This is a genomic window from Aeromonas sp. Y318-3 (genome assembly GCF_027706185.1).
Classification (GTDB): domain Bacteria; phylum Pseudomonadota; class Gammaproteobacteria; order Enterobacterales; family Aeromonadaceae; genus Aeromonas; species Aeromonas veronii.
Map to the genome: position 1 here is coordinate 1 of NZ_JAPDCN010000010.1, position 22,566 is coordinate 22,566.

Here is a 22,566-nt window from a genome sequence, read left to right on the forward strand (position 1 = left end):
TTTGGAGTGATGGGCATTTCAAATGCGGACAAAGAGTTCGTGGTGAAGGTGCGATCCACTTGTTCGCACCTTCCCTAACATTTGCCACAAAACACTTTAATAACCGTTGCATGGTAATATACCATGCTAATTTTTTCACGAAGAAAGGCAATCAAAAATCTAAATTGTGACATAACTTAAATCAGCTTAGCCATTAAGTATTCATCAACATATTCACCATCAACTTTCATCGAGTTTCGCTTTATTCCCTCGACCTCAAAACCACAAGCGTGATAAAGAGCACAAGCTCGGACATTATGACACATGACATTTAACTCCATACGGGTAAAAGCCCGCGCTGTTGCCCACTCTGTCAGCGCAGAAAACAACTTTTTACCAAATCCTTGTCCGGTGGTAGATTGTTGAATACCGATAACACAATACAAGACATGTTTATTGCGATTTGCTGGTTGACCAATGCCGACAATAAAGCCTGCGATCTCATCATGCTCTGCCAGTACCAGCATGACTTTGTTGTTTGCATCGACAAACGAAGCCAATATTTGAGCTTGCTCAACCTCTGTCGTAGTTCGCTCTCCCGGTTCATAGAGCATAAAGGTTGTTTCACTGTCGAGTCGGTTCATTAACGCCAATATGTTATGCGCATCAGATACACAGACTTCTCTCACATCCATATGATGGCCTCAGGTTAAATAGTTAATGTCAAGTTATGCAAATATTTATGAAGGTTTATCGATTTTATATCATCTGAAGTTATCCACTTCCAGTTGTTCGATATTAAAGAACCTCAACCTTTACCTTGATAATTCCATCGCGAATATTGCCGATGGTGCTAAAGGCCGATTTGGAGAGATCGATAGTTCGCCCGCTTTTAAAGGCGCCGCGGTCATTGACCTTGACCACTACGCTCTTGCCATTGGCGAGGTTGGTGACCCGCACCATGGAGCCAAAGGGCAATTCCATATGGGCGGCGCTATTGAGGTTGTTACGATATAACTCGCCGCTGGCGGTCTTTTTGCCGTGATAGCGGTCGGCATAATAGCTGGCATAGCCGGTTTCGCTATAGCCGCGCCAGCTGCCGCCGTGACTCTCGTCATAACGGCTGCTACAGGCCGCCAGCAGCAGGCAAAGAGATAACAGCAGCCCTTTCTGGATATGTTGCACCTTTCCCCTCTCCTCTCTTCTTCTTTCCACTCTGCGCTATTTTTGCATCTTCGATGCGGCCGGTGACACTGGCGGCATGTTCGCAAGCAACTTCTCGCCTTATTGTCAGGCCGCAGCGACGGTGCGGCTACTTTGCCATATCTTCCATGTAAAAAGGGAGGCAAATGCCTCCCTTTCAACTAGTTACCGGTCATCCCGTGTCGGATGGGCCAGAGACATCTCAGGCAATCAGCTTGTCGTCGGCAAAGCCGAAGCCACGCAAACCCACCACATGCACGTGCTCGTGCTTGCCCTGCACCTTGCGGATGAGCTTGTAGGTGGTGCCCTTCTCGGGGCTGATGTTCTCGGGCGCCGCGATAAGCAGCTGCATATCCTGCCGCTCGCACAGCTCGAACAGGGTGGCGATGGATTTGCCATCCAGACGGGCCGCTTCGTCGAGGAACAGCAAGCGGCACGGGGCTATATCCTTGCCGCGCAGACGGCGGGACTCCTCCTCCCAGCTGATCAGCACCATCAAGAGGATGGCCTGACCGGTACCGATCGCCTCGCCGGTGGAGAGCGCACCGCTCTCGGCACGCAGCCAACCATCGGCGCCGCGCTGCACCTCAATCTCCAGCTCCAGATAGTTGCGATAGTCGAGCAGCACGTCGCCCATCACCTGATAGCTGCGATCCCCCTGCTCGATCTGCGGGTTCAGGCGCTGGAACAGCTTGGCCATCGCCTCGGAGAAGCTGAGCTCCTTGTCGGCGAACAGATCGTTGTGCATGGCGGTTTGATCGGCCAGCGCCGTCAGCAGACGGGTATGGGCCTCGCGGATATTGACGTTGAGACGCACCCCGCGCACCAGACCGAAGGCGATGTTCTGCAAGCCCTGGTTGAGCACCCGGATGCGGTTCTGCTCGCGGCGGATGATGTTGGTGATCTTGGCCGCCACCTCGTGGGAGGAGAGCGACAGATGGGTTTCCCGCTGCTTGAGCTCGTCGGCGAGACGGGCCAGCTCGATCTCCATCTCCTCGATCGCCTCCACCGGATCATCGGAGCGGATGATGTCGTTGCGGATGCGATCTTTGAGGTAACGGTAGACCTGCACGTAGAAGGCGACCTTCTGCTCGGTGCTGCGGTTGCCCTCGGAGAGACGCAGCGCATCGCGCAGAGCCTCGTCGTGGGCCACCGCCACCCGCAGGGCGCCGAGAGCCTTGTCCGACATGGAGCGCAGCTCGTCGCTGTCGAGGTACGCCAGCTCGCGCTTGTTGAGGCGCTTCTCGACATCGGTCTCCCGCGCCAGACGCACCACCCGCGACCAGCTCGCCTTGTGACCCACCAGAGATTTACGGGCGCTGTAGTAATCCTTGCCTTCCAGCTTGAGACGACCGCCAAGGGATTCGATCTCCCGCTTGGTTACCTGCAACTGGGCCTCGGCGCTGGTGCGACGGGAACGGGTGCGGATCAGCAGCTCTTCAATCTCTTTCTTGTGGGCGCGCGCCTTCTCTTCCATATCGTCAGAGAGGGTCAGCCCCATGGCCGCCAGCTCCTGCTCGAACTCGGTCAGGGTCTGGCGCTTGGCCTCGACGCTGGAGTTGAGGGCGGTGCGCAGTTGCAACGCCTCGGTGTGACGCAGGGCAATCTGCTTGTGCTGCTCGCCAGCGGTGCGGGCGGCAAGCTCGGCCGCTTTCAGCTTCTCTTTGAGTCGCTCGCTCATCTCGGAGGCCTTGCCCAGCAGATCTTGCGCATCCTGATAGGCAAAGTGCGGCAAACGGGCCACCAGCTGATCGAGGGCGTAGCAACGGCGCTTCTGCTCGGCCAGCAGGTCATTGACCTCATCGAAGGCCGCCTGCAGCGCGGCAAGATCCTGCGGATCCTGACGCAGCACCTGCACCATGGTTTCCAGTTTTTCCAGCGCCTTGCCGTGTTTGGCGATAAAAGCTTCGGCTGTTTTAAGGGCCTCAACGTCGGCGTGAGCCGCCTCGAGGCGGGCCGCCAGATCAGTCTCGGCAAACAGGTGGGCAAAGGGCAGCATCCCCTGCACCAGCTGGATATGGCGAGTCAGCTGGGCGGCGGCCGCTTTGGCCTCGGCCAGCTGCTTGTCACACTCACCAATGGCACCTTGCAGCGCGCGCAGTTCGGCCTGCTTGGCCTGCACTTCGGCTTCGGGGTCGGGGCGGAAGGCGATATCCAGATGCTGGCCAATAAAGTCGCGGAAGTGACCGTAGAGACGGTGATACTTCTGCTGCTCGAAGGCGGCCTTGGCGTAACCCTCGATGAGCCCTTCTCGCTCAAGGTCGAGCTGCTCGATCCGTTTTTCCCGCGCTGCGCGGCCAAACAGCGGCAGCTCGGGGTAGCGGGAGAAGCGCACTTGACGCTTGCTGGTGCGCACCAGCACGGCGTCCCCCAGCTCGTCCGCTTCCACCAGATCTTCGTCAAAGGAGTCGGGGTTGCCCTGAATCAGGTAGATATCTTCCGGGCAATCTTCCAGCTTTTTCAGCCGCTCGATGGCGCCTTCGAGGTCGAGCACCACCAGGGCACTGCGAGCCGGGCCGTAGAGCGCCGAGTAGTAAGGGGCATCGTCGATGGAGATATCGTCATAGACATCGGAGAGCAGCACGCCCCCCACCTGCTCGGCGATGCGGGCAAGACGGGGATCCGCCTCGCCTGCTCCCAACTGCAGGTTGCGAATTTGCAGCTCCAGCGCCTGTTTCTGCGCCGCGATGCGGTTGCTCTCCTGCTCGAACTCGCGCTCCTTGTCGAGCACTGTCTGCATGCCGGCCGAAAGCTCTTCAGCGGTAGCGAGCGGCAGGCCGCTCTGCTCGCGCAGCTGCTCGAGCTTTTCAAAGGATTTGAGCCAGCGCGGCGCCAGCTTGGTGAGTTCCGCAATATCGCGACCCAGCTGGGTGCCCTGATGCTCGAGGCTGGCGCGGCGCTGGTTCACCTCTGCCTGCTGCTCGGAGAGCTCCTCCTGACGGGTGCGCTGGGCTTCGAGGAAGATCTCCAGCTCATCGCTGCTGGCAATCAGCTGGCCAGAGGCCTGCTGCAGCTCGTCACGCAGCTTGAAGAGGCTCTTCTGGCTTTCGCTCTCTTTCTCGAGGCGAGCCAGCGCGGCGCGCAGCCCCTGCCCCTGGGCAATGCGGGCCTTGTCTTCGATATGACGCTTGAGCAGCGCCTGCGCAGTGGGCCAGGCGGCCTCGCGCACTGTCTCCGGAGCGATGCTGAGCAGCAGCGCCAGCGCCGCTTCGTGCTCGGCCACTGCCGCCTTGGCCAGTGCCAGCTGTTGCTCGGCCCCAAGCACCCGGCTGGTGAGGCTCTGCTCGGCTGCGCGGAACTGATGCAGGGTGTCGCTCGCCTGTTCGGCGGTCAGCCCCGGCAGCTCGCACTGCTCGCGGGCAGCATCGAGGGCCTGCACCGCCTGACGGTACTGGATGGCGCGGGTCTGCTGGATATCGAGCGCCTGCTGGTAGTCGGCCAGCTGGGTCTTGAGGCTGTCGACCTCTGCCTGTGCCAGCTCCTTGCGCTCTTCCACTTCCAGCAGCTGGCCGTGGATCTCTTCCACTACCGCCTGCTGCTGTTCGAGTTTGTCAGAGAGATCCGCCAGATCGGCGCGGTACATCTCGATCTTCTTCTGCAAACTGACAGCCGCCATCACCTTGGCCAGATGCTCGGAGGCAGACTCCAGCTCGTCGGTCAGCAATTTTTCGCGGTTGGTGAGCTGCTCCACCTCGTCGGCCAGATAGATGGCGCGCTGTTTCTCTTCGGCCAGAATACGGCGCTTGTCGGCCAGCTCCTGGCGCGCCTTGAGGGCCAGCTCGGAGAGGCGGCTCTTCTCGGCGGCATTGCGCACATAGTCAGCGGCCACATAGTGGGTAGTCTCGGTGATCAGGTTCTTGAACAGATCCCGCTGCCCCTGGGTCTCCTTGATCGCCTCCAGCGTGCGGCGGTTTTCATAGATGGCCGCCTCCATGTCTGCAAACGCCTTGCGCACCCCGGAGTTCTCCGGCAGCAGGTATTCGCGCAGGGAACGGCTGATGGACGAGGAGATACCGCCGTAGAGAGAAGCTTCGATCAGGCGATAGAACTTGCCGCGATCTTTTTGATCACGCAGCTTCTTCGGGGTGATGCCGAACTCGAACATGAAGTTGTGATAGTCGGTCACCGTATTGAATTTGGCGACTTTCAGCGCCCCCAGCTCGGCGGCCGCCCCTTTCAGGTCGGTAAAGGCACGTACCCGCCCCTTGCCGCCATCGAGCTTCTCCAGCAGCAGATCGGTCGGTGCCAGATTCTCCGGCACATCCACCAGCGCAAACGGGGTGATGTTGACCTTGTTGTCGCGGTTGGCCACCTGCTCGAGGTGGACGCCGACCCAGATCCGCTGCTCGCGGCTGTTCATCACTTCCAGAAGTGAGTAGCAGTGGCCGCGCTGCAGTTTGCCGTAGAGCCCCTTGTCACGGGAGGCGCTGCTCGATCCCGCTTCCGTGGTATTGCGGAAATGGAGCAGTGACTGGTCGGGGATGAGCGCCGCGATAAAGGCCGCCATGGTGGTGGACTTGCCCGCGCCGTTGCCGCCGGAAAGGGTGGTGACCAGCTGGTCGAGATCGAAGGTCCGGGCAAAGAAGCCGTTCCAGTTGACCATGGTCAGGGATTTGAACTTGCCTCGCACCGGTTATACCTCCAGATCCAGTTGTTCTTCATCGAGATCCGCCTCGATGTCATCAAAGAGCGAGTCGCTGCTCGGCATTTCGTCGTCGTGGAAGATGGCTTCACCCTCCTGGATCATCCGCAGCTGAACGGCGCGCGGATCTTCATCGGAACGCACATCGGCGGCGAAACGGAACACCGATTCGTTGACCCGGAATTTATCCCCGTTGCCAAGGGCGGTGATCATGCCAAGGCGACGCAGACGGCGCATGGAGGTACGGATCTTTTCGAGCAGCTTCTTCTTGTCGAGATCGGTACCGCCGGAGCGGCTGTTGACCATCCGCAGTAGTTGCTTCTCGTCGGCGAGGCTCAGCACCTCCTCCTGCAGCTCGGCCATGGCGAATACCCCTTCCGAGGCCAGACGATCCGGGCTCAGGTAGAGGTAGCAGAGCACCTTGCCCACCAGCATATCGAGCTCGGAGAGCACAGTGGTGCCGATGTCGGAGCTCGGGCGCGGGCGCAGGTAAAAGAAGCCTTCCGGCGCCTTGATCAACTCCACCTGATAGCGGCCGTAGAAGATCTCCAGCTCGCTGTGATAATCGACCAGCGCCGAATGCTGCTCGAACTCGTCGGCACTGATGTGGCGACCCGAGCGCAAGGCGGTGTCGATGCGCGGAAACAAGGGGTTGGCAATCGCCTCTGCAAGGCGCAGCGGCAAGGGAAACTCAGAATTGATCAATGACATAGGCCTGAACCTTGGATCCAGCTTGGTTAATGGGTTTCCATGCGGGTTGGCGATGCAGTTCGCGCTCGCCGCTGGCATGGCCCAGGCGCACGGCCTGGTCGATCAGAAGACGCGCCACATCGAAGTGGGCATGAGCCGGGTAGTCCAGCAGGTATTCCCGCAGTACATCGGCCAAGTCCAGCTGCTGGCCCTGCTCGGGGTAGCGGGCCAGATAGCGCTCGATGCGCTCGGCCAGCTCCTGGTTGATATCCACCATCTCGACGTACTCCATCTCGAGGGGCACCTCACCGGTCACCTCCTCGTCGTGGATGGCGATGGTCTCGTCGCGCAGCTCCAGCAGACGGGGTTCTTCGGCCACCCGCAGCTGCCAGTTGTGCTGCTCGAAGTTGCGAATGGACTCGCGCAGCCGCTGGCTGAAGGCGCGGTTCTTGTCCATATCGATGGCGTTGCGGATAAATTTGTGGACGTGCCTGTCGTAGCGGGACCAGAGCTCGATGCACTGCTGACCCCAGCTGGTGATCACATCCAGCCGCCCTTGCAAGGCGTGAGTCAGCTCCTCGACGTGAAACAGATCGTCGCGCCCCTGCGCCGCTTCCTGAATGTTGAGCAGCCCCGCCTGCAGGCGGTGGCCGGCAGCGTCCAGAGTATCCTGCAGCTCGCGCAGGGTCTGGCCGGTCTCGTGCAGCAGTTTTTCGCAGCTGTGAATGGCATCGACCCAGTTCTGGGTCAGCAGGGCCGCGATCTCGCTCTTGACCTGATTCTGCTGCTCATCCATGGCACGCTGGGTGAGATCAATTCGCCCCAGGGTCTCTTCCAGCGAGAAGGTGAGGCGCGGCAGCACCTCGGCATCCCACTGCTCGCGGGTATTGGTCTCAAGCGCCGCCTTGCGGGCGGTGTCGAGCTCGGCAGCCAGGTGTTCGAGCAGAATGGAGAGCTTGATGGAGTCAACCTGACGCTGATCCATAAAGAAGTCGACGATGCTCACACCCAGGCGCGACAGGCGGTAGAGGCTCTCCCCCGCCACCATGTTGGTATTGAAGCGCGACAGCAGCTGCTGGCGAATGAGATCGTTGATGGCGTTGTTGGCGCGACCGGTGAGGGTCTCATCCATCTGGCCGAAGGCGCTGCTGACATAGCCAAAGGCATCGTGCAGCGCCGCTTCCGACAGGTCCGACTCATCTTCGGACAGGGTCTTGATTGCAATCAGAAAGGCCAGCCGGTCGGTCGGCAGGCTCAGCGCCAACCCCTCCTGCCTGACCCACCCTACTAGCTCCGGCAAAGAACGCTCTGGCAGGGTACGGGATGTACTCATCATGATGTTGTCATCTCGTTGTTGTATTGGGCGCAAAATCGTGCGCGCGGCTACATCCGGTAGCATCGAAAACATGGTTCACATCAACGTGAACAGCGAGCAATCAGCTGGCCGGCTTTTGGGCCATCACATGGATATAGCGACCGAGGGCGACAAAAGGCTCCTGACGGCAATATTGCTGCTCCATGGCCAGCAGATCGTCGAACTTCTCCACCTGATCCTGCTTGTGACGCATATAGTCGTGGATCACCCGCACACCGGTTTTGCCGATGATGCGCAGCCCCCCGCGACCAATCCAGTCATAGACCTGCTCCGGCAGCTGGGGGTTGGTGGGCGTTAGCGCAGTCTGGCGCTTCTTGCGAAGGCCAAGGCGCACATAGTCAAAATTGCCCACCACCAGGCTCTGGAACAGCAAACCATGACGGTTGTAGAAAAGCAGCGACAGTATGCCCCCGGCATTGACGAAAGGGAACAGACCCAGCAAGGTCTGGCGCGGCTCGGCGAGCCACTCCAGCACCGCATGGCAGAGCACCAGATCAAAGGTCCCGGTCACGTGTTGCTTCAGATCCTGAATGGGGCAATGGATGAGACGAATTTTGTCTTCCAGCCCCTTCTCGGCGATCTGGCTGCGGGCCAGTTCCAGCATTTCTGCTGACAGATCGCACAGCTCCACCTGATGGCCCATGGCCGCCAGCTTCTGGGCAAAATAGCCAAAACCGCCCCCCGCATCGAGGATGCGCAGCGGACGGTTGCCAAGGCGGGCCAGGCAGGCTTCGATGTCGCTCCAGACAACGGTGGTGCGGATGCGCCCCTTGGTGGAGTCGTAAATGTTGCGGGCGAACTTGTCGGCGCGCCCGTCAAAACTCTGATCGTGCTTCAAGGAGAAACTCAACATTAGCGCCACAGGGTTGTGGCCATCCCAAAAAAGAGAGGTATTCTGTCACATCCCGAATTTGCTGAAAACTCAAGGAAGTGTCTGCCGTGTTTGTGCTCAAAAAGTGGCTTGGTCAGCTGTTGATGCCGCTCCCCTTCTCTCTCTCCCTGCTGCTGGTCGCCCTGCTGCTACTCTGGTTCACCCGTTTTCAGAAAACCGGCAAGCTGCTGGCCACTCTCTCCCTGCTCATTGTGGCGCTGATGGGGATGCGGCCGGTGAGCTATGAACTGGCCCGCGGGCTGGAGCAGACCTTCCCGCCGTTCGAGGTGAGCCAGCATCCCAACATCGATGCCATCGTGGTGCTCGGCAATGGTCATGTCAGCGACCCGGCGGTACCGATGCGCAGTTGGCAGAACAATATCGCCCTGGCCCGCACTCTCGAAGGGGTGCGCCTCGCCCAGGCCTATCCCGAAGCCGAACTGGTTTTCTCCGGCTATGTGTCGGGGGATCCCCTCTCCAATGCCGAGGTCAATGCCCGGATGGCCGAGAGCCTCGGCATTCCCCGTTCGCGGATGACGTTGTTTGAAAACAACAAAGACACTCATGATGAGGCGGTCAGTATCAGCCGACATCTGAAAGGAAAAGAGGTGGCGCTGGTCAGTTCAGCAACCCACCTGCCGCGCGCCATGGCCCTCTATCAAGGTCAGGGACTCAATGCCGTGCCGGCCCCCACCGACTACACCGCCAAGCAGAGCCAGGTACCCCAGCCCCTCTACAGTTATTTACCCAAAGGGCGTTATTTGATGTATTCCGAAGCTGCCATCCACGAATGGATTGGGGTATGGTGGGCTCGCTTGCGGGGGCAGGTTAACGAATGAGCGATCAAGCGTTTCATTCCTGATTTGGATCAGGAAAGCGAAAAAAAATTACGTCATTTGCCGCCGGGTCAGCTATCTTGGGCTCGGTTCAATTCATATAATGTCGCGCAATCAAATGCCTAGGAGATATACAAGATGAGACAGCACCTGGTAATGGGTAACTGGAAACTGAACGGCACCAAAGCTTCTGTTGAAGCTCTGATCAAAGGACTGACCCCGGCTGCTGCCGCTCATCCTTCTGTACAAGTCGCCGTCTGCCCGCCGGTTATCTTTTTGGGTCTGGTTGAGCAACTGACCGCTGGCAGCAAGATTGCCTACGGTGCCCAGAACGCTGACGTTCACGAGTCTGGTGCCTTCACCGGCGAAAACGCCCCCTCCATGCTGAAAGCCTTTGGTTGCACCTACTCTCTGGTCGGCCACAGCGAGCGTCGTACCCTGCACGCAGAGACTGACGACGTGGTTGCTGCCAAGTACGAAGCGATCCAGAAAGGCGGCCTGATCCCGGTTCTGTGCATCGGTGAAACTCTGGAGCAGTTCGAAGCCGGCGTGACCAAGAACGTGGTTGAGACCCAGCTGAAAGCCGTTATCGACCGTTGCGGCATCGCCTCCTTCAACAACGCCGTTATCGCTTACGAGCCGGTATGGGCCATCGGTACTGGCAAGACTGCCACTCCGGAGATCGCTCAGTCCGTTCACGCTCACATCCGTCAGTACCTGGCCGGTTTTGATGCCGCCGTTGCTGCCAAAGTACAGATCCTGTACGGCGGTTCCGTTACTGGTGCCACTGCAGCCGACCTGTTCGGTCAGCCGGACATCGACGGTGGCCTGGTCGGTGGTGCGTCCCTGAAAGTGGACGACTTCTCCCAGATCATCGCTGGCGCTGCCAAGTAATCGCTGATTACGGCAAAGAGAGGGGCTCGTCCCCTCTCTTGTATCGCTTTTCCTATGGTGGCCCCCGCATCCCATATGAAAGCCGATATAGTAAAAGTGGCTTGTCTATTTAAACATTCGTATTTGACAACTCAGATCCAGAGGCACTCATGACCAAACAAATCAAACGTATTGGTGTTTTGACCAGTGGTGGCGACGCACCGGGTATGAACGCAGCCATTCGCGCCGTGGTTCGCGCCGGTTTGCATCATGGCCTGGAAGTTTACGGTATTTATGATGGCTACCTCGGTCTGCACCAGGATCGTATCGTCAAGCTGGAGCGTCACAGCGTCTCCGACGTGGTGAATCGTGGTGGTACTTTCCTCGGCTCCGCCCGTTTCCCTGCCTTCAAAGACCCCGCAGTGCGCGCCGAAGCAATCGAAAACCTGAAAAAGCACGGTATCGATGCGCTGGTCGTCATCGGTGGTGACGGCTCCTACATGGGTGCCAAGAAGCTGACCGAAGAGGGTTTCCCCTGCATCGGCCTGCCGGGCACCATCGACAACGATATCGCCGGTACCGACTTCACCATCGGTTTTGATACCGCTCTGAACGTGGTGGTTGACGCCATCGACCGTCTGCGCGACACCTGCAGCTCCCACCACCGTATCTCCGTGGTCGAGATCATGGGCCGCCACTGTGGCGATCTGGCCATGTCCGCCGCCGTTGCCGGTGGTGCCGAATATGTGATCGTGCCGGAAGTGGCTTTTGACAAAGAGAAGCTGCTCAAGCAGATCAAGGAAGGCGAAGCCAAAGGCAAGAAGCACGCCATCATCACCATCTGCGAGCACGTTACCGACGTGAACGCGCTGGCCAAGGACATCGAAGCCCTGACCGGTCGTGAAACCCGCGCCACCATCCTGGGTCATATCCAGCGTGGCGGTGCCCCGACTGCTCGTGACCGCATCATGTCCAGCCGTATGGGTGCCTACGCCGTTGAGCAGCTGCTGGCTGGTCACGGCGGTCGCTGCGTCGGCATTCAGCGCAACGAGCTGGTACACCACGACATCATCGACTGCATCGAGAACATGAAGCGTCCGTTCGATCAGGAGCTGTACAACCTCTCCACCACCCTGTTCTAAGCCTCGCGGCTTTTTACCGGCTGTTGATGACAAAAACCCTCCATCGGAGGGTTTTTTTATATCTTGCAAAAACGGGGGCATCGGCACGCTGTGTGACCCTCACCATACGGGTTGCCTGATTCCCCAGCCTTGCGCCATCTGACTGATCACCAGCCTTCCTCTCCTCACAGCAACCGGCTTCAGCCTACGAACAGAGTTCCGGTATTGTCGTGGATGTTTTATCACTACGAACCGGATTGCGTTGACCTGTGCTCTGTCGACCCTGAATCGAGCTTGTTCAGCCTCCTCGTCATACGCCGCTTTTTATATCTCAATCTTGTAGAAGGGATTCAGATATCTTCCCCAACCATGCTCCGGCGCAGTTCTCGTATTGCACTCACATGACTCACGCAGATGTACCGGCTACGCAAATCGCTGCTCGCCCCCAGTCCAGCCCAGCCCAGCCCAGCCAGAGAGTACGCCTCTGCTCTATTGCGCACCTCACTCTTGTTGCGGCCATGTCTATTCCGAGGCCAACGGGGAAATTGGCGGTGATAAAACAGCCAGCTGCCACTCTATATCCCCCCGATGCACGGCTCTCCTCCCTATGAACCCAGTGTATTGCTGTAAAAATGCGGAGACTCTGGACTGATAAAGTGATGGTGTGACAAGGGCTGGCAACCAGACTCTCTCCATAGACTTCTTTTGGATGGGTTATCTACGTCAGGAGTCGTCAAATCATTGCCTTTCGCACTTTTTATGGCCTCAATGACACTATTACGAGGGTGAAAACTTATAAAACGCCAATTGAGCCCCATACACCCCCCTTCACCAAACCAGCCAACAGCTCAACAACCAATTGAATTTAAATGAAATAATCATAAAAGCAGAATCTTGAATGCCTAACCTGCCATAGCAGGTGATAAAATCAGCTCAATATGATAAAAATAGCCATCTCAACCAACCACGAACATAAAGCAGCTATTTCATCAAATTACACCTTGTTTTACCCCCTTGTTATGGTATCTTGACTACATCAACCAACAACTTAGGGAGAGAAAAATGAAAGAGTTTGTCGTTACTGCCGTTTTCACGGTGTTTTTCACCCTGGTTGCTGTCTCTCTGCCCTCACTGTCACAGTTCTGAGCCGGATAGAGAGGCATCAATCCGGACCGACCCTCTTTGCCATGTCTGTTTAATCGCCACCAACTGGCGCTTTTCAGTAATAATGCCGAGATGGTCAACATAGATATGATTTCATCACGTTGACGCTGTTTCTTTCGCCACAAGGGTTAACCAGGATGGTTTAGCCATATGGCCTGATGGAGTAGAATCAGCAGCAGATCATATCCGAGGGGAGCGAGGCTCCCCTTTTTGTTACCCGTCGTTTGACAATCCCCTACCCCGGCATCTACAACAGGCTGGTTGACGCCATACGGCCCATGCCCACAACTGATGTTTTCCCTCCCGTGCTCTCCATTCAACACTGCTACATCCGTCAGCAATCTCTTGTGCACACCTTTGCTCTGATACTTGTCCGGCAGATATAAAAAAGCCCCCGCCATCATGGCAGGGGCTCGCGTTACGCAGTGTCAGCTAAAGGCTGTTATATCTCAGCCCAGCCCAAAGCAGTTATGCCTTGTTCCAACGCTGTGGGTCATATTCCGGGCTGAAGCGGTCAACAATGACAGCACAGGCCGCATCGCCGGTGATATTGAGGGAGGTGCGGATCATGTCGAACAGCCGATCCAGCGCGAACAGCAGCGGCAACCCTTCGATGGGGGATCCCGGCCGCCAGCAGCACGGCAACCACCAGGAAGCTTGGGCCCGGCACACCGGCCTGACCGATCGCCCCCAGAGTGGAGGTCACAATGATGGCCGCCCAGGCACCGACGCTCAGATCGATGTTGTAAACCTGCGCGAAGAAGATGGCGACCAGGCCGTAATAGATGGCGTTGCCGCTCATGTTGATGGTGGCCCCCAGCGGCAACACGAAGGAAGCGGTCGCGTTAGTCACTTTCAGATCATGCTCGCAGGTCTCCATATTGACCGGCAGGGTCGCCATGGAAGAGGCGGTGGAGAAGGCCACGATCTGCGGCTTCTTCATGGCAGAGAGGTACTTCATTACCGGCGTATTGGAGAACATCATCACCAGCAGCGGATAGACCACAAAGCCGAAGATGAGGATGGCAGCCACATAGACCACGAACAGCTTGAGTACCAGGGTCAGCACATCGAAGCCATAGGTACCGATGGCTTCCGCCATCAGACCGAACACCCCGAGCGGCGCGATGATCATCACCTTGTTGATCATCCAAACGAAGGCATCCACCAGGGTATTGAGCCCATCGACCAGTGGCTTGGCCCGCTCGCGCGGCTGTTTGGCCAGCGCAATGCCGAGGAACATGCAGAACACCAGGATCTGCAGGATGTTCGCTTCGTTGAGGGAGTTGAAGACGTTGGTGGGGATCATGCCAAGCAAGGTGGCGACTGCATCCGGCAACGCCCCTTTATCGGCGTAGTCACCGCCAAACATGGAGGCAACGGAAGCGAAATCAACCCCGACACCCGGTTTGAAGATCTGCCCCATCACCAGCGCTAGCAACACGGCCAACGCTGAGGTCACGAGGAAGAAGGCCAGCGTAGCCGCACCGATCTTGCCCGCCGCCGGGCTGGCGCCCAGATTGGCGGCGCCGGAGAGGATGGCAACCGCCACCAGCGGGATCACCAGCATCTTGATCAGCTGGATAAACAGGGTACCGAGCGGTGCAAACACGGTGGCTTGTTCACCCATGAACGCGCCGACCACTGCGCCCAGTACCATGGCGACCACAACCTGGAAGCCGATGTTTTTAATGAGTCCTTTAGTTAACACAATATGTTCCTTTATGTAGCAAAATTCACACTTTTCCCAGTGCAATTAACCAAACAGGGGAATGAGCGGCTGCCCATTCCCCTGTTTGCGCGTGTTATCTCACATTTAATTGCTGTTTTAAATCAGCAAATCATTAACCTTGGCTATTAATAAGTTTGCGAAAAAGTGAAGATTCAAAGCGGTCTCGACGATTTTTACCTCATCCCCCATGACAACTGGCAAAAGATTGTGCTAGTTTGGCTGCACAAACGTACACACAGGGATGTAAAGATGCTGAAAGTTAACGAGTATTTCGACGGAAATGTAAAATCCATCGGTTTCGAACAAAAAGGCGAGAAATCAACCGTCGGGGTGATGAACGCCGGTGACTACCTGTTCAACACCGCCGCCCCCGAACGGATGACAGTGATCAAGGGCGCCCTCACCATCCAGCTGGCTGATGAAGATGAGTGGCACACCTACAGCCAGGGTGAATCCTTCCTGGTGGCCGGTCACTCTTCCTTCAAACTGGAAGTGAAAACCCCCACTGCCTATCTGTGCGAATTTCTCGACTGATCAGGCCGGTTGAAGGGGATCAGCCCCTTCAACTTTCTTGGTCCCCCCGGCCCCATTATCTGTGTCCATGTCACAGCACCGCACATCCCCGCTTCCTATCCATGGCAAAAATCCTAGAATAAACAGACATAAACCATCACCGGATTGATGTCATGATCAGCGTGTTTGACCTGTTTTCCATCGGAATTGGCCCCTCCTCTTCCCATACCGTCGGCCCCATGCGTGCCTCCTATGCCTTTGTGCAGCAGCTCAAACTGCAAGGCCATCTGCCGCAGGTCACGCGGGTCGAAGTGGAGTGTTACGGCTCGCTGGGCCAGACCGGCAAAGGGCACGGCACCGGCAAAGCGATCATTCTGGGGTTATCGGGCTTTGAACCGGAATCGGTCGATATCGATGCGATTCCCGCCATTCTGGCTCGAGTGGAAAAGGAACAGAACCTGCCGCTGGCAGGCGAACAACCAAGCCATTTTCCCCGCACCGGTGCCATCATCTTCAACCGCCGAAAAACCCTGCCGGCCCACACCAATGGCATGACTCTGCGGGCCTTTGATAAAGAGGAAAACCTGCGCTTCAGCCAGACCTACTACTCCATCGGGGGCGGCTTCATCATTGAAGAGAGCCACTTTGCCACCGCCAAAGAAGAGGCCGCCAAGTCTGATGCCGAGCACCCTGTCCCCTACCCGTTCGACAGCGGCGCCCAACTGCTGGCCCACTGTCAGGAGAGCGGCCTCTCCATCTCTGGGCTGATCCTGGCCAATGAGCGGGTATTTCACAGCGATGAGCAGATAAAAGCTGGGCTACGCAAGATCTGGCAGGCGATGCAGGGCTGCGTCGAGCGAGGCTGCAAAAGCGAAGGGGTGCTGCCGGGCGGCCTCAAGGTTCGGCGCCGCGCCCCGGGGCTGTTCCGCCAGCTCAGTTGCGAGACCAACTTCAACAAGGATCCGCTGATGGTGATGGAGTGGGTCGATCTCTTTGCGCTGGCGGTCAACGAAGAGAACGCCGCCGGTGGCCGGGTGGTCACCGCCCCCACCAATGGCGCTGCGGGCATCATCCCCGCCGTGCTGCACTACTACGATCGCTTCGTGCACAAGGTGGATGACGAGACGCTGATCCGCTACTTCCTCACCGCGGCTGCCATCGGCATCTTATATAAGAAGAACGCCTCCCTCTCCGGGGCCGAAGTGGGCTGTCAGGGTGAAGTGGGAGTCGCCTGTTCCATGGCGGCTGGCGCGCTGACCGAACTGCTGGGTGGCAGCCCGGCCATGGTGGAGAACGCCGCCGAAATAGGCATGGAGCACAATCTCGGCCTCACCTGCGATCCTATAGGCGGACTGGTGCAGGTGCCCTGCATCGAGCGCAACGCCATGGGGGCGGTCAAGGCGATCAATGCCGCCCGCCTCGCCCTGCGCGGCACCGGTGAGCACAAGGTGTCACTGGACAAGGTGATCAAGACCATGTGGGAGACCGGCAACGATATGAAGACCAAATACAAGGAGACGGCCCGTGGCGGCCTCGCCGTTAACATTACCGAATGTTAAAAAACGGCAAATGACTCCATTTGGTTCCGAAATGCCCGGCATCGCCGGGTATTTTTATGGGCAAACGCTTAACAAAATGGATAAGCACAAAAATAAATTTTATACTCGCGCCTCAGATTCAACAAAAATAGATCTATTTCAACTTTTTTTAGGTCTGGAACCGTTACACTACGGTTATCTGGTTCTGTGACCTGCGCTGACAAGCGCGCTCCATGGATCTCCCAAATTTCTGTGAGTGGGCATGCCGCCCCCTTCTACCCTGAGGTAATAGTGACATGATCAGCGTTTTTGATATCTTCAAAATCGGTGTAGGCCCCTCTTCTTCCCACACTGTTGGCCCGATGAAAGCGGCCAAACAGTTTGTTGACGAGCTGCGCGCGGGCGGCAAGATCCGCGATGTAACCCGGATCAATGTCGATGTCTACGGCTCCCTCTCCTGGACTGGCAAAGGCCACCATACCGACACTGCCATCATCATGGGCCTGGCTGGCAACCTGCCGGAAAATGTTGATATCGATGCCATCCCCGAGTTTATCTCCCGTGTTGAGCAGACCGAGCGCCTGCCGATCGGCCTGCACTGCCACACCGTCAGCTTCCCGCGCGACGCCATGGTATTCCACGACGAAGCCCTGCCGCTGCACGAAAACGGCATGAAGCTGACTGCCCTGATCGAAGATGAAGTGGTTTACAGCAAGACCTACTACTCCATCGGTGGTGGCTTTATCGTTGACGAAGAGAACTTCGGCAAGGCTGACAGCGGCGACATGTCCGTACGCTATCCGTTCAAGAGCGCCGCTGAGCTGGTTGCCCATTGCAGCCAGACCGGTCTCTCCATCTCTGCCCTGATGATGGAAAACGAGAAGTGCTTCAACACTCCGGAAGAGATCTACAAGAAGTTCGGCAAGATCTGGAACACCATGCGTGAAGGTATCGAGCGCGGCTGCCGTACCGAAGGTGTTCTCTCCGGCCCGCTGCGCGTACCCCGTCGTGCCGCACCGCTCTACCGTCAGCTCAACACCAACGAGAACCTCTCGAGCGACCCGATGAACATCGTTGACTGGGTCAACATGTTCGCTCTGGCCGTGAGTGAAGAGAACGCTGCCGGTGGCCGAGTGGTCACTGCCCCGACCAACGGCGCTGCCGGTATCATCCCGGCCGTACTGGCTTACTACGACAAGTTCATCCAGCCGGTTGGCCGCGACGAGTACACCCGCTTCTATCTGGCTGCCGGTGCCGTCGGCATCCTCTACAAGATGAACGCCTCCATCTCCGGCGCCGAAGTGGGCTGTCAGGGTGAAGTGGGTGTCTCCTGCTCCATGGCCGCTGCCGGTCTGACCGAGCTGATGGGCGGTAGCCTGGAGCACGTCTGCGAAGCTGCCGAGATCGGCATGGAGCACAACCTGGGTCTGACCTGTGATCCGGTTGCCGGTCAGGTACAGGTGCCTTGCATCGAGCGTAACGCCATCGCAGCCATGAAGGCTGTCAACGCCTCCCGTATGGCCCTGCGTCGTACCTCCAAGCCGCGCGTCTCCCTGGACAAGGTGATCGAGACCATGTACATCACCGGCAAGGACATGGACTCCAAGTACCGTGAAACCTCCCGTGGCGGTCTGGCCATCAAGGTGATGCAGGTTGCCTGCGAATAAATAGGGGTTGCGACCCTCATCTGAACAAAGGCGGGATATCCCGCCTTTTTTACTGCCCAGATGGGATGCCGGGCACTTAAACCGGCATACCGACCATTTCACTGTAGGGCGTCGCTGATATGTCCCTGCTACGCCACTGCGATGCTGATTGCTTTTTCTAAATACCTCTCCAATTACATACCTTGATTAACTCGTCTCAATGGATTGGAAGCGACGTTCTACCCTGCCAGTAACCTTTACCCGCTATCTTGCCCCTGTCACGGTTTCACAACTAATCGATATCGAGATGGCCCCTAAGCTCAATCCCCTCCACTTTGGGCATACCCTTGTTTGGCAAGACGCGGTTACCACTCCCCCTGCGGATTATCACGCCGCCACATTGATTTCCACCTATGTGGCACTTTCGTGATCAGGGCAAACAATCAAGCACACAAACAGGGGGTTAGCTCATCATTTTGGCCACAGCGCATCGCGCAAACTGGTTTTAGCACAGTTATCATCGCCCTCTTTACGCGCCCTTTGATGGACAAATCATCACGCAGTGGAGGCCAAAAAAGCGCCCAAGGAAGAGGCTGAAAATAATCGATGAATGAGCCAATAGCCGTTGAAATGGAGGATATGAGTACGCGCCACTCGCTATTTTTGTGAGCGCCAGCAAAGGTTGAAGATATGGTGTTGGGGGCAGATTGACTTTCTATTTAAACAGCGAAAAGTGAATATCACCAAAGGGAGGGTTTAATTTGGCCAGATCCTGTCACGGGATTATCGCAAGCTACCTCTCCGGAGCCGGAATGCGTCATGCAGAGTCACAAAGAATTAGCCCCGCTGGGCAGAACGCACCACGGGGCTGGATATTCAGGATGGTTTTTTCAGGCTGGCCTTGTGCTGCTCCAGCAAATTCTCAGGGGCGGCGGCACCTGCAGGTAGAACCCCTGGTTGGTCAGCGCGGCCATCACCTTGCCGACATCAGCCAGACCCAAGGGCTTGGCCGGATCCAGCTTGGTCATCAGCACCAGCTCGGGACGCCCGAATGCGCTCAGCAATGGCTCGGGAACGCGGGAGAAATCCTCTCTTTTTTCAACAAAAAGGTAGGTCTCGGCTTTTTTGCGACTTTTATAGACTGCACACAACATGGAAATTGATATAATCCGACGAGTTTATTGCCTCTGATGGGGGCAAACTATAACATCAGGAATTGAATAACAATAACGGATTAGCATCTCTGCCTCGGGGAAGATTCATGGTTGAGCGCGATAACGAATTGAAAGGGACCACCTTCACTATTTCTGTGTTGCATATCAGCGATGGCGAGCCTGAGCGGATACGTCAGTTGTTGGCCGAAAAAGTGGCCCAGGCACCCTACTTTTTTAATTGCGCGCCGCTGGTGATCAATGTTTCCCGACTGGAACATATTCCCGATTTCGAACAGCTCAAGGAGCTGGTGGAGTCCGAAGAGTTTGTGCTGGTTGGCATCACGGGGGCGCGCAGTGAAGAGATGAAGACAGCCGCCAAGGCGGTGGGACTGGCTGTAATGGCCTCGGGCAAGAGTCGCAAGAGCGAACCGGAACCCGAGCCTGCCCCCGCGCCAGCCGCTCCTGTGGTGGTTCCCGAGCCCGAACCCGCCCCCTTGATCCCGAGCAAGGTACATGTGGGACCGGTTCGTTCCGGCCAGCAGATTTATGCCGCCGGCACCTCGTTGGTGGTGCTGGGGTCCGTCAGTCCGGGAGCTGAAGTGCTCGCCGACGACAGCATTCATATTTATGGCACCCTGCGTGGCAGAGCCATTGCCGGTGCCCGGGGAAACACCCAGGCCCGGATCTATTGCCAGCAATTACAGGCCGAGCTGCTCTCCATCGCGGGCACATTCCAGCTGAGCGATGCATTGCCGGCAGGCCTGATCCAGCAACCGGTACATGTCCGGCTGGACAACGAACAACTCCGAATAGACCGTATCAAATAGAGTTACAAGGAAGCGAGAATGGCGCGAATCATAGTCGTTACATCGGGTAAAGGTGGCGTTGGCAAGACCACAACCAGTGCGGCCCTGAGCACCGGCTTAGCCCAGCGTGGTCACAAGACAGTGGTCATTGACTTTGACATCGGTCTGAGAAACCTGGATCTCATCATGGGCTGCGAGCGGCGCGTGGTGTATGACTTCGTCAACGTCATCAACGGGGAAGCAAACCTCAATCAGGCGCTGATCAAGGACAAACGCTCGGAAAATCTGTTTATCCTGCCCGCCTCCCAGACCCGGGACAAAGATGCCCTCACCCGTGAGGGGGTCGAGAAGATCCTGGATCAGCTGGCGGAGATGAAGTTCGATTACATCGTCTGCGACTCCCCGGCGGGGATCGAGGCGGGCGCGCTGATGGCGCTCTATTTTGCCGATGAAGCGATCGTCACCACCAACCCGGAAGTCTCTTCCGTGCGTGACTCCGACCGCATCCTTGGTATCCTGGCCTCCAAGTCCCGCCGCGCCGAGCGTGGCGAAGACCCAATCAAGGAGCATCTGCTGCTGACCCGCTACTGCCCGACCCGCGTCAACCGCGGCGACATGCTGAGCGTGCAGGATGTGCAGGAGATCCTGGCCATCCCGCTGCTCGGGGTGATCCCGGAGTCCCAGGCGGTGCTGCGCGCCTCCAACTCCGGCGAACCGGTTATTCTGGACAAGGAGTCCGATGCCGGTCAGGCCTACGAAGATGCGGTGTCCCGCCTGCTGGGCGATGCCAAGGAATTTCGTTTTCTGGAAGAAGAGAAGAAGGGCTTCTTTAGCCGACTGTTCGGGAGTTAAACATGTCATTATTGGATTATTTTCGTTCCAACAAGAAACAGAACACCGCACAACTGGCCAAAGAGCGGTTGCAGATCATTGTTGCTCACGAGCGTTCATCCAGAGGGGGGCCGGATTACCTGCCCCAGCTCAAGCAGGACATCCTCGATGTGATCCGCAAATACGTCAACATTGATCCGGAGAAGATAACCGTCCAACTGGATCAGAAGAGTGATGAGCTGTCGGTACTGGAGCTCAACATCACCTTCGCCGATGACAAGAAGGGATGAGCTGACGCCCTATGCGTGACCCCTTCCCCCAATGAAGACCGGATCCTGTCACTGGATCCGGTTTTTTATTGGCACAAAAACAGGCCACAGCGGCTCGCCTCATCTCGCCAAGGGGTCTGCCGACCGCTAGAATAGCGCCGCCCCGCAGGCAGTGATCTGCGCTGGCACCTTTTTCTCTTTTCTGGAACAGACCGCTTATGTCTATGAATGACGAAATGCACAGCGTCGAGGAACTGCTCGATACCGCCCTCGAACTCTTTATGGAGCTGGCCTCTGACAACCTGCCGGAGCAGGAGATCGCCCGCTTCAATCAGGAGTTCAACGATCGCGGCCTGCTGGCCGAAACCGACCCGGCCGATGACTGGGAAGCGGACGTGGGTTTTGCGGTGAGCGATACCGACTATGCCGAGATCTGGGTAGGCCTTGGCAATGAAGAACAAGAGTATGAGCACTTGTTTGCCCGTATGCTGCTCTCCCGCCGTGTTGACGAGAAGTTTTGCCACATCGAATGGTTGCCCCAATAATTCCGGATCCCGATGATCCCAGCCACTATCAGTGGGAGTCTGACCCTGACTCTGTGGCCCCTGAGCGTCCATCTGCATCCCTTGGGCGCCGGGTGTTGAGGTGGGCAGGCAAGATCGCGCTGGCCGGGCTGCTCTGCTCGGTTGGCTCGGTCGCCTTACTCCGTTTTATCGATCCGCCGATGTGGAGCTGGCGTATCGAGCGGGCCCTCTTTCCGCACGCCAAGATCACCCAGGTGCGCCATGAATGGGTAGATCTGGAGTCCATCTCCAAAGAGCTGCAACTGGCGGTGATCGCAGCCGAGGATCAGCGCTTTGCCGATCACAACGGCTTTGACATGGATGCCATCAACGCCGCGCTCAAGCACAACCAGCACAGCGAACGGGTGCGCGGTGCCAGCACCCTCAGCCAGCAGACCGCCAAGAACCTCTTTATGTGGAGTGATCGCAGCTTCCTGCGCAAGGGGCTGGAGGCCTGGTTTACCCTGCTGATGGAGCTGGGTTGGGACAAGGCCCGTATTCTCGAGGTCTATCTCAATATCGTGGAGTTCGGCCCCGGCATCTATGGCGCCGAAGCAGCTGCCCGCACCTACTTTGGCAAACCGGCCAGCCGCTTGACCCGCTACGAGTCATCCCTGCTGGCCGCCGCCCTGCCCAATCCGTGGCGCTATCGGGTCAAGCCCCCGTCACCCTATGTGCAGAAGCGTTCGGTCTGGATCCGCCGCCAGATGGGGCAACTGGGCCAGATCACCCTCAATCGGGTGCATCAGGCCGACTGATC

Annotated in this window: 17 protein-coding genes and 2 pseudogenes; 11 read left to right on the forward strand and 8 right to left on the reverse strand. The window is 57.5% G+C overall.

The window, feature by feature from the left end:
* Positions 1 to 176: 176 nt before the first annotated feature.
* The 6 genes from OKB77_RS14370 to cmoM form a co-directional block, all read right to left on the reverse strand.
* Entirely contained in the window at positions 177 to 674 is a 498-nt protein-coding gene (locus OKB77_RS14370; RefSeq protein WP_064338033.1) for a GNAT family N-acetyltransferase, read from the reverse strand.
* A 103-nt stretch (positions 675 to 777) separates the two neighbouring features.
* A complete protein-coding gene (locus tag OKB77_RS14375) occupies positions 778 to 1,164 on the reverse strand; it encodes a septal ring lytic transglycosylase RlpA family protein (protein ID WP_064338034.1) in 387 nt (128 codons plus the stop codon).
* Between the two features lie 220 nt (positions 1,165 to 1,384).
* Positions 1,385 to 5,812 carry a chromosome partition protein MukB gene (mukB, locus tag OKB77_RS14380; RefSeq protein WP_265775593.1) on the reverse strand — a complete coding sequence of 1,476 codons (4,428 nt, stop codon included), beginning with the start codon at positions 5,810 to 5,812 and terminating at the stop codon, positions 1,385 to 1,387.
* A 3-nt stretch (positions 5,813 to 5,815) separates the two neighbouring features.
* A complete protein-coding gene (gene mukE, locus OKB77_RS14385; RefSeq protein WP_265775594.1) occupies positions 5,816 to 6,535 on the reverse strand; it encodes a chromosome partition protein MukE in 720 nt (239 codons plus the stop codon).
* A complete protein-coding gene (gene mukF / locus OKB77_RS14390; protein ID WP_270817870.1) occupies positions 6,516 to 7,850 on the reverse strand; it encodes a chromosome partition protein MukF in 1,335 nt (444 codons plus the stop codon). Before mukF ends, mukE begins: the two co-directional genes overlap by 20 nt.
* A gap of 100 nt (positions 7,851 to 7,950) precedes the next feature.
* Positions 7,951 to 8,727, reverse strand: a complete 777-nt coding sequence (cmoM, locus tag OKB77_RS14395; RefSeq protein ID WP_265775596.1) for a tRNA uridine 5-oxyacetic acid(34) methyltransferase CmoM — start codon at positions 8,725 to 8,727, stop codon at positions 7,951 to 7,953.
* Between the two features lie 101 nt (positions 8,728 to 8,828).
* On the opposite strand from cmoM, the gene elyC reads away from it, so the two are divergent.
* The 3 genes from elyC (at position 8,829) to pfkA (ending at position 11,611) form a co-directional block, all read left to right on the forward strand.
* Entirely contained in the window at positions 8,829 to 9,599 is a 771-nt protein-coding gene (elyC, locus tag OKB77_RS14400) for an envelope biogenesis factor ElyC (protein WP_265775597.1), read from the forward strand.
* A gap of 135 nt (positions 9,600 to 9,734) precedes the next feature.
* Complete coding sequence (tpiA, locus tag OKB77_RS14405; protein ID WP_047440675.1) at positions 9,735 to 10,490, forward strand: triose-phosphate isomerase; 756 nt, start codon at positions 9,735 to 9,737, stop codon at positions 10,488 to 10,490.
* Positions 10,491 to 10,639: 149 nt separating this feature from the next.
* Entirely contained in the window at positions 10,640 to 11,611 is a 972-nt protein-coding gene (gene pfkA, locus OKB77_RS14410) for a 6-phosphofructokinase (protein WP_005336840.1), read from the forward strand.
* 1,611 nt (positions 11,612 to 13,222) lie between these two features.
* Here the strand turns inward: pfkA and OKB77_RS14415 are convergent.
* Positions 13,223 to 14,465: pseudogene (locus OKB77_RS14415) on the reverse strand (dicarboxylate/amino acid:cation symporter).
* 270 nt (positions 14,466 to 14,735) lie between these two features.
* Between OKB77_RS14415 and ppnP the strand changes: the two are divergent.
* From ppnP to OKB77_RS14430, 3 genes are all read left to right on the forward strand, one after another.
* The gene (gene ppnP, locus OKB77_RS14420) at positions 14,736 to 15,020 is read left to right on the forward strand and encodes a pyrimidine/purine nucleoside phosphorylase (protein WP_005336842.1); all 285 of its coding nucleotides are present in this window, start codon (positions 14,736 to 14,738) and stop codon (positions 15,018 to 15,020) included.
* Positions 15,021 to 15,172: 152 nt separating this feature from the next.
* Complete coding sequence (locus OKB77_RS14425) at positions 15,173 to 16,558, forward strand: L-serine ammonia-lyase (RefSeq protein ID WP_199415495.1); 1,386 nt, start codon at positions 15,173 to 15,175, stop codon at positions 16,556 to 16,558.
* Between the two features lie 275 nt (positions 16,559 to 16,833).
* Entirely contained in the window at positions 16,834 to 18,204 is a 1,371-nt protein-coding gene (locus OKB77_RS14430) for an L-serine ammonia-lyase (protein WP_270817871.1), read from the forward strand.
* An 855-nt stretch (positions 18,205 to 19,059) separates the two neighbouring features.
* Here the strand turns inward: OKB77_RS14430 and OKB77_RS14435 are convergent.
* Positions 19,060 to 19,337 (reverse strand): annotated as a pseudogene (locus OKB77_RS14435) (YcgL domain-containing protein).
* A gap of 107 nt (positions 19,338 to 19,444) precedes the next feature.
* Here OKB77_RS14435 and minC point away from each other — a divergent pair.
* The 5 genes from minC (at position 19,445) to mtgA (ending at position 22,564) form a co-directional block, all read left to right on the forward strand.
* Positions 19,445 to 20,164 carry a septum site-determining protein MinC gene (minC, locus tag OKB77_RS14440; protein WP_058056865.1) on the forward strand — a complete coding sequence of 240 codons (720 nt, stop codon included), beginning with the start codon at positions 19,445 to 19,447 and terminating at the stop codon, positions 20,162 to 20,164.
* 18 nt (positions 20,165 to 20,182) lie between these two features.
* On the forward strand, positions 20,183 to 20,995 hold the full coding sequence (gene minD / locus OKB77_RS14445) for a septum site-determining protein MinD (RefSeq protein WP_005336847.1): 813 nt from the start codon (positions 20,183 to 20,185) through the stop codon (positions 20,993 to 20,995).
* Positions 20,996 to 20,997: 2 nt separating this feature from the next.
* Complete coding sequence (gene minE / locus OKB77_RS14450; protein WP_005336848.1) at positions 20,998 to 21,264, forward strand: cell division topological specificity factor MinE; 267 nt, start codon at positions 20,998 to 21,000, stop codon at positions 21,262 to 21,264.
* 197 nt (positions 21,265 to 21,461) lie between these two features.
* Positions 21,462 to 21,788, forward strand: a complete 327-nt coding sequence (locus tag OKB77_RS14455; RefSeq protein ID WP_005352317.1) for an HI1450 family dsDNA-mimic protein — start codon at positions 21,462 to 21,464, stop codon at positions 21,786 to 21,788.
* Positions 21,773 to 22,564, forward strand: a complete 792-nt coding sequence (gene mtgA / locus OKB77_RS14460; protein WP_190973237.1) for a monofunctional biosynthetic peptidoglycan transglycosylase — start codon at positions 21,773 to 21,775, stop codon at positions 22,562 to 22,564. Before OKB77_RS14455 ends, mtgA begins: the two co-directional genes overlap by 16 nt.
* The last annotated feature ends 2 nt before the right edge of the window (positions 22,565 to 22,566 follow it).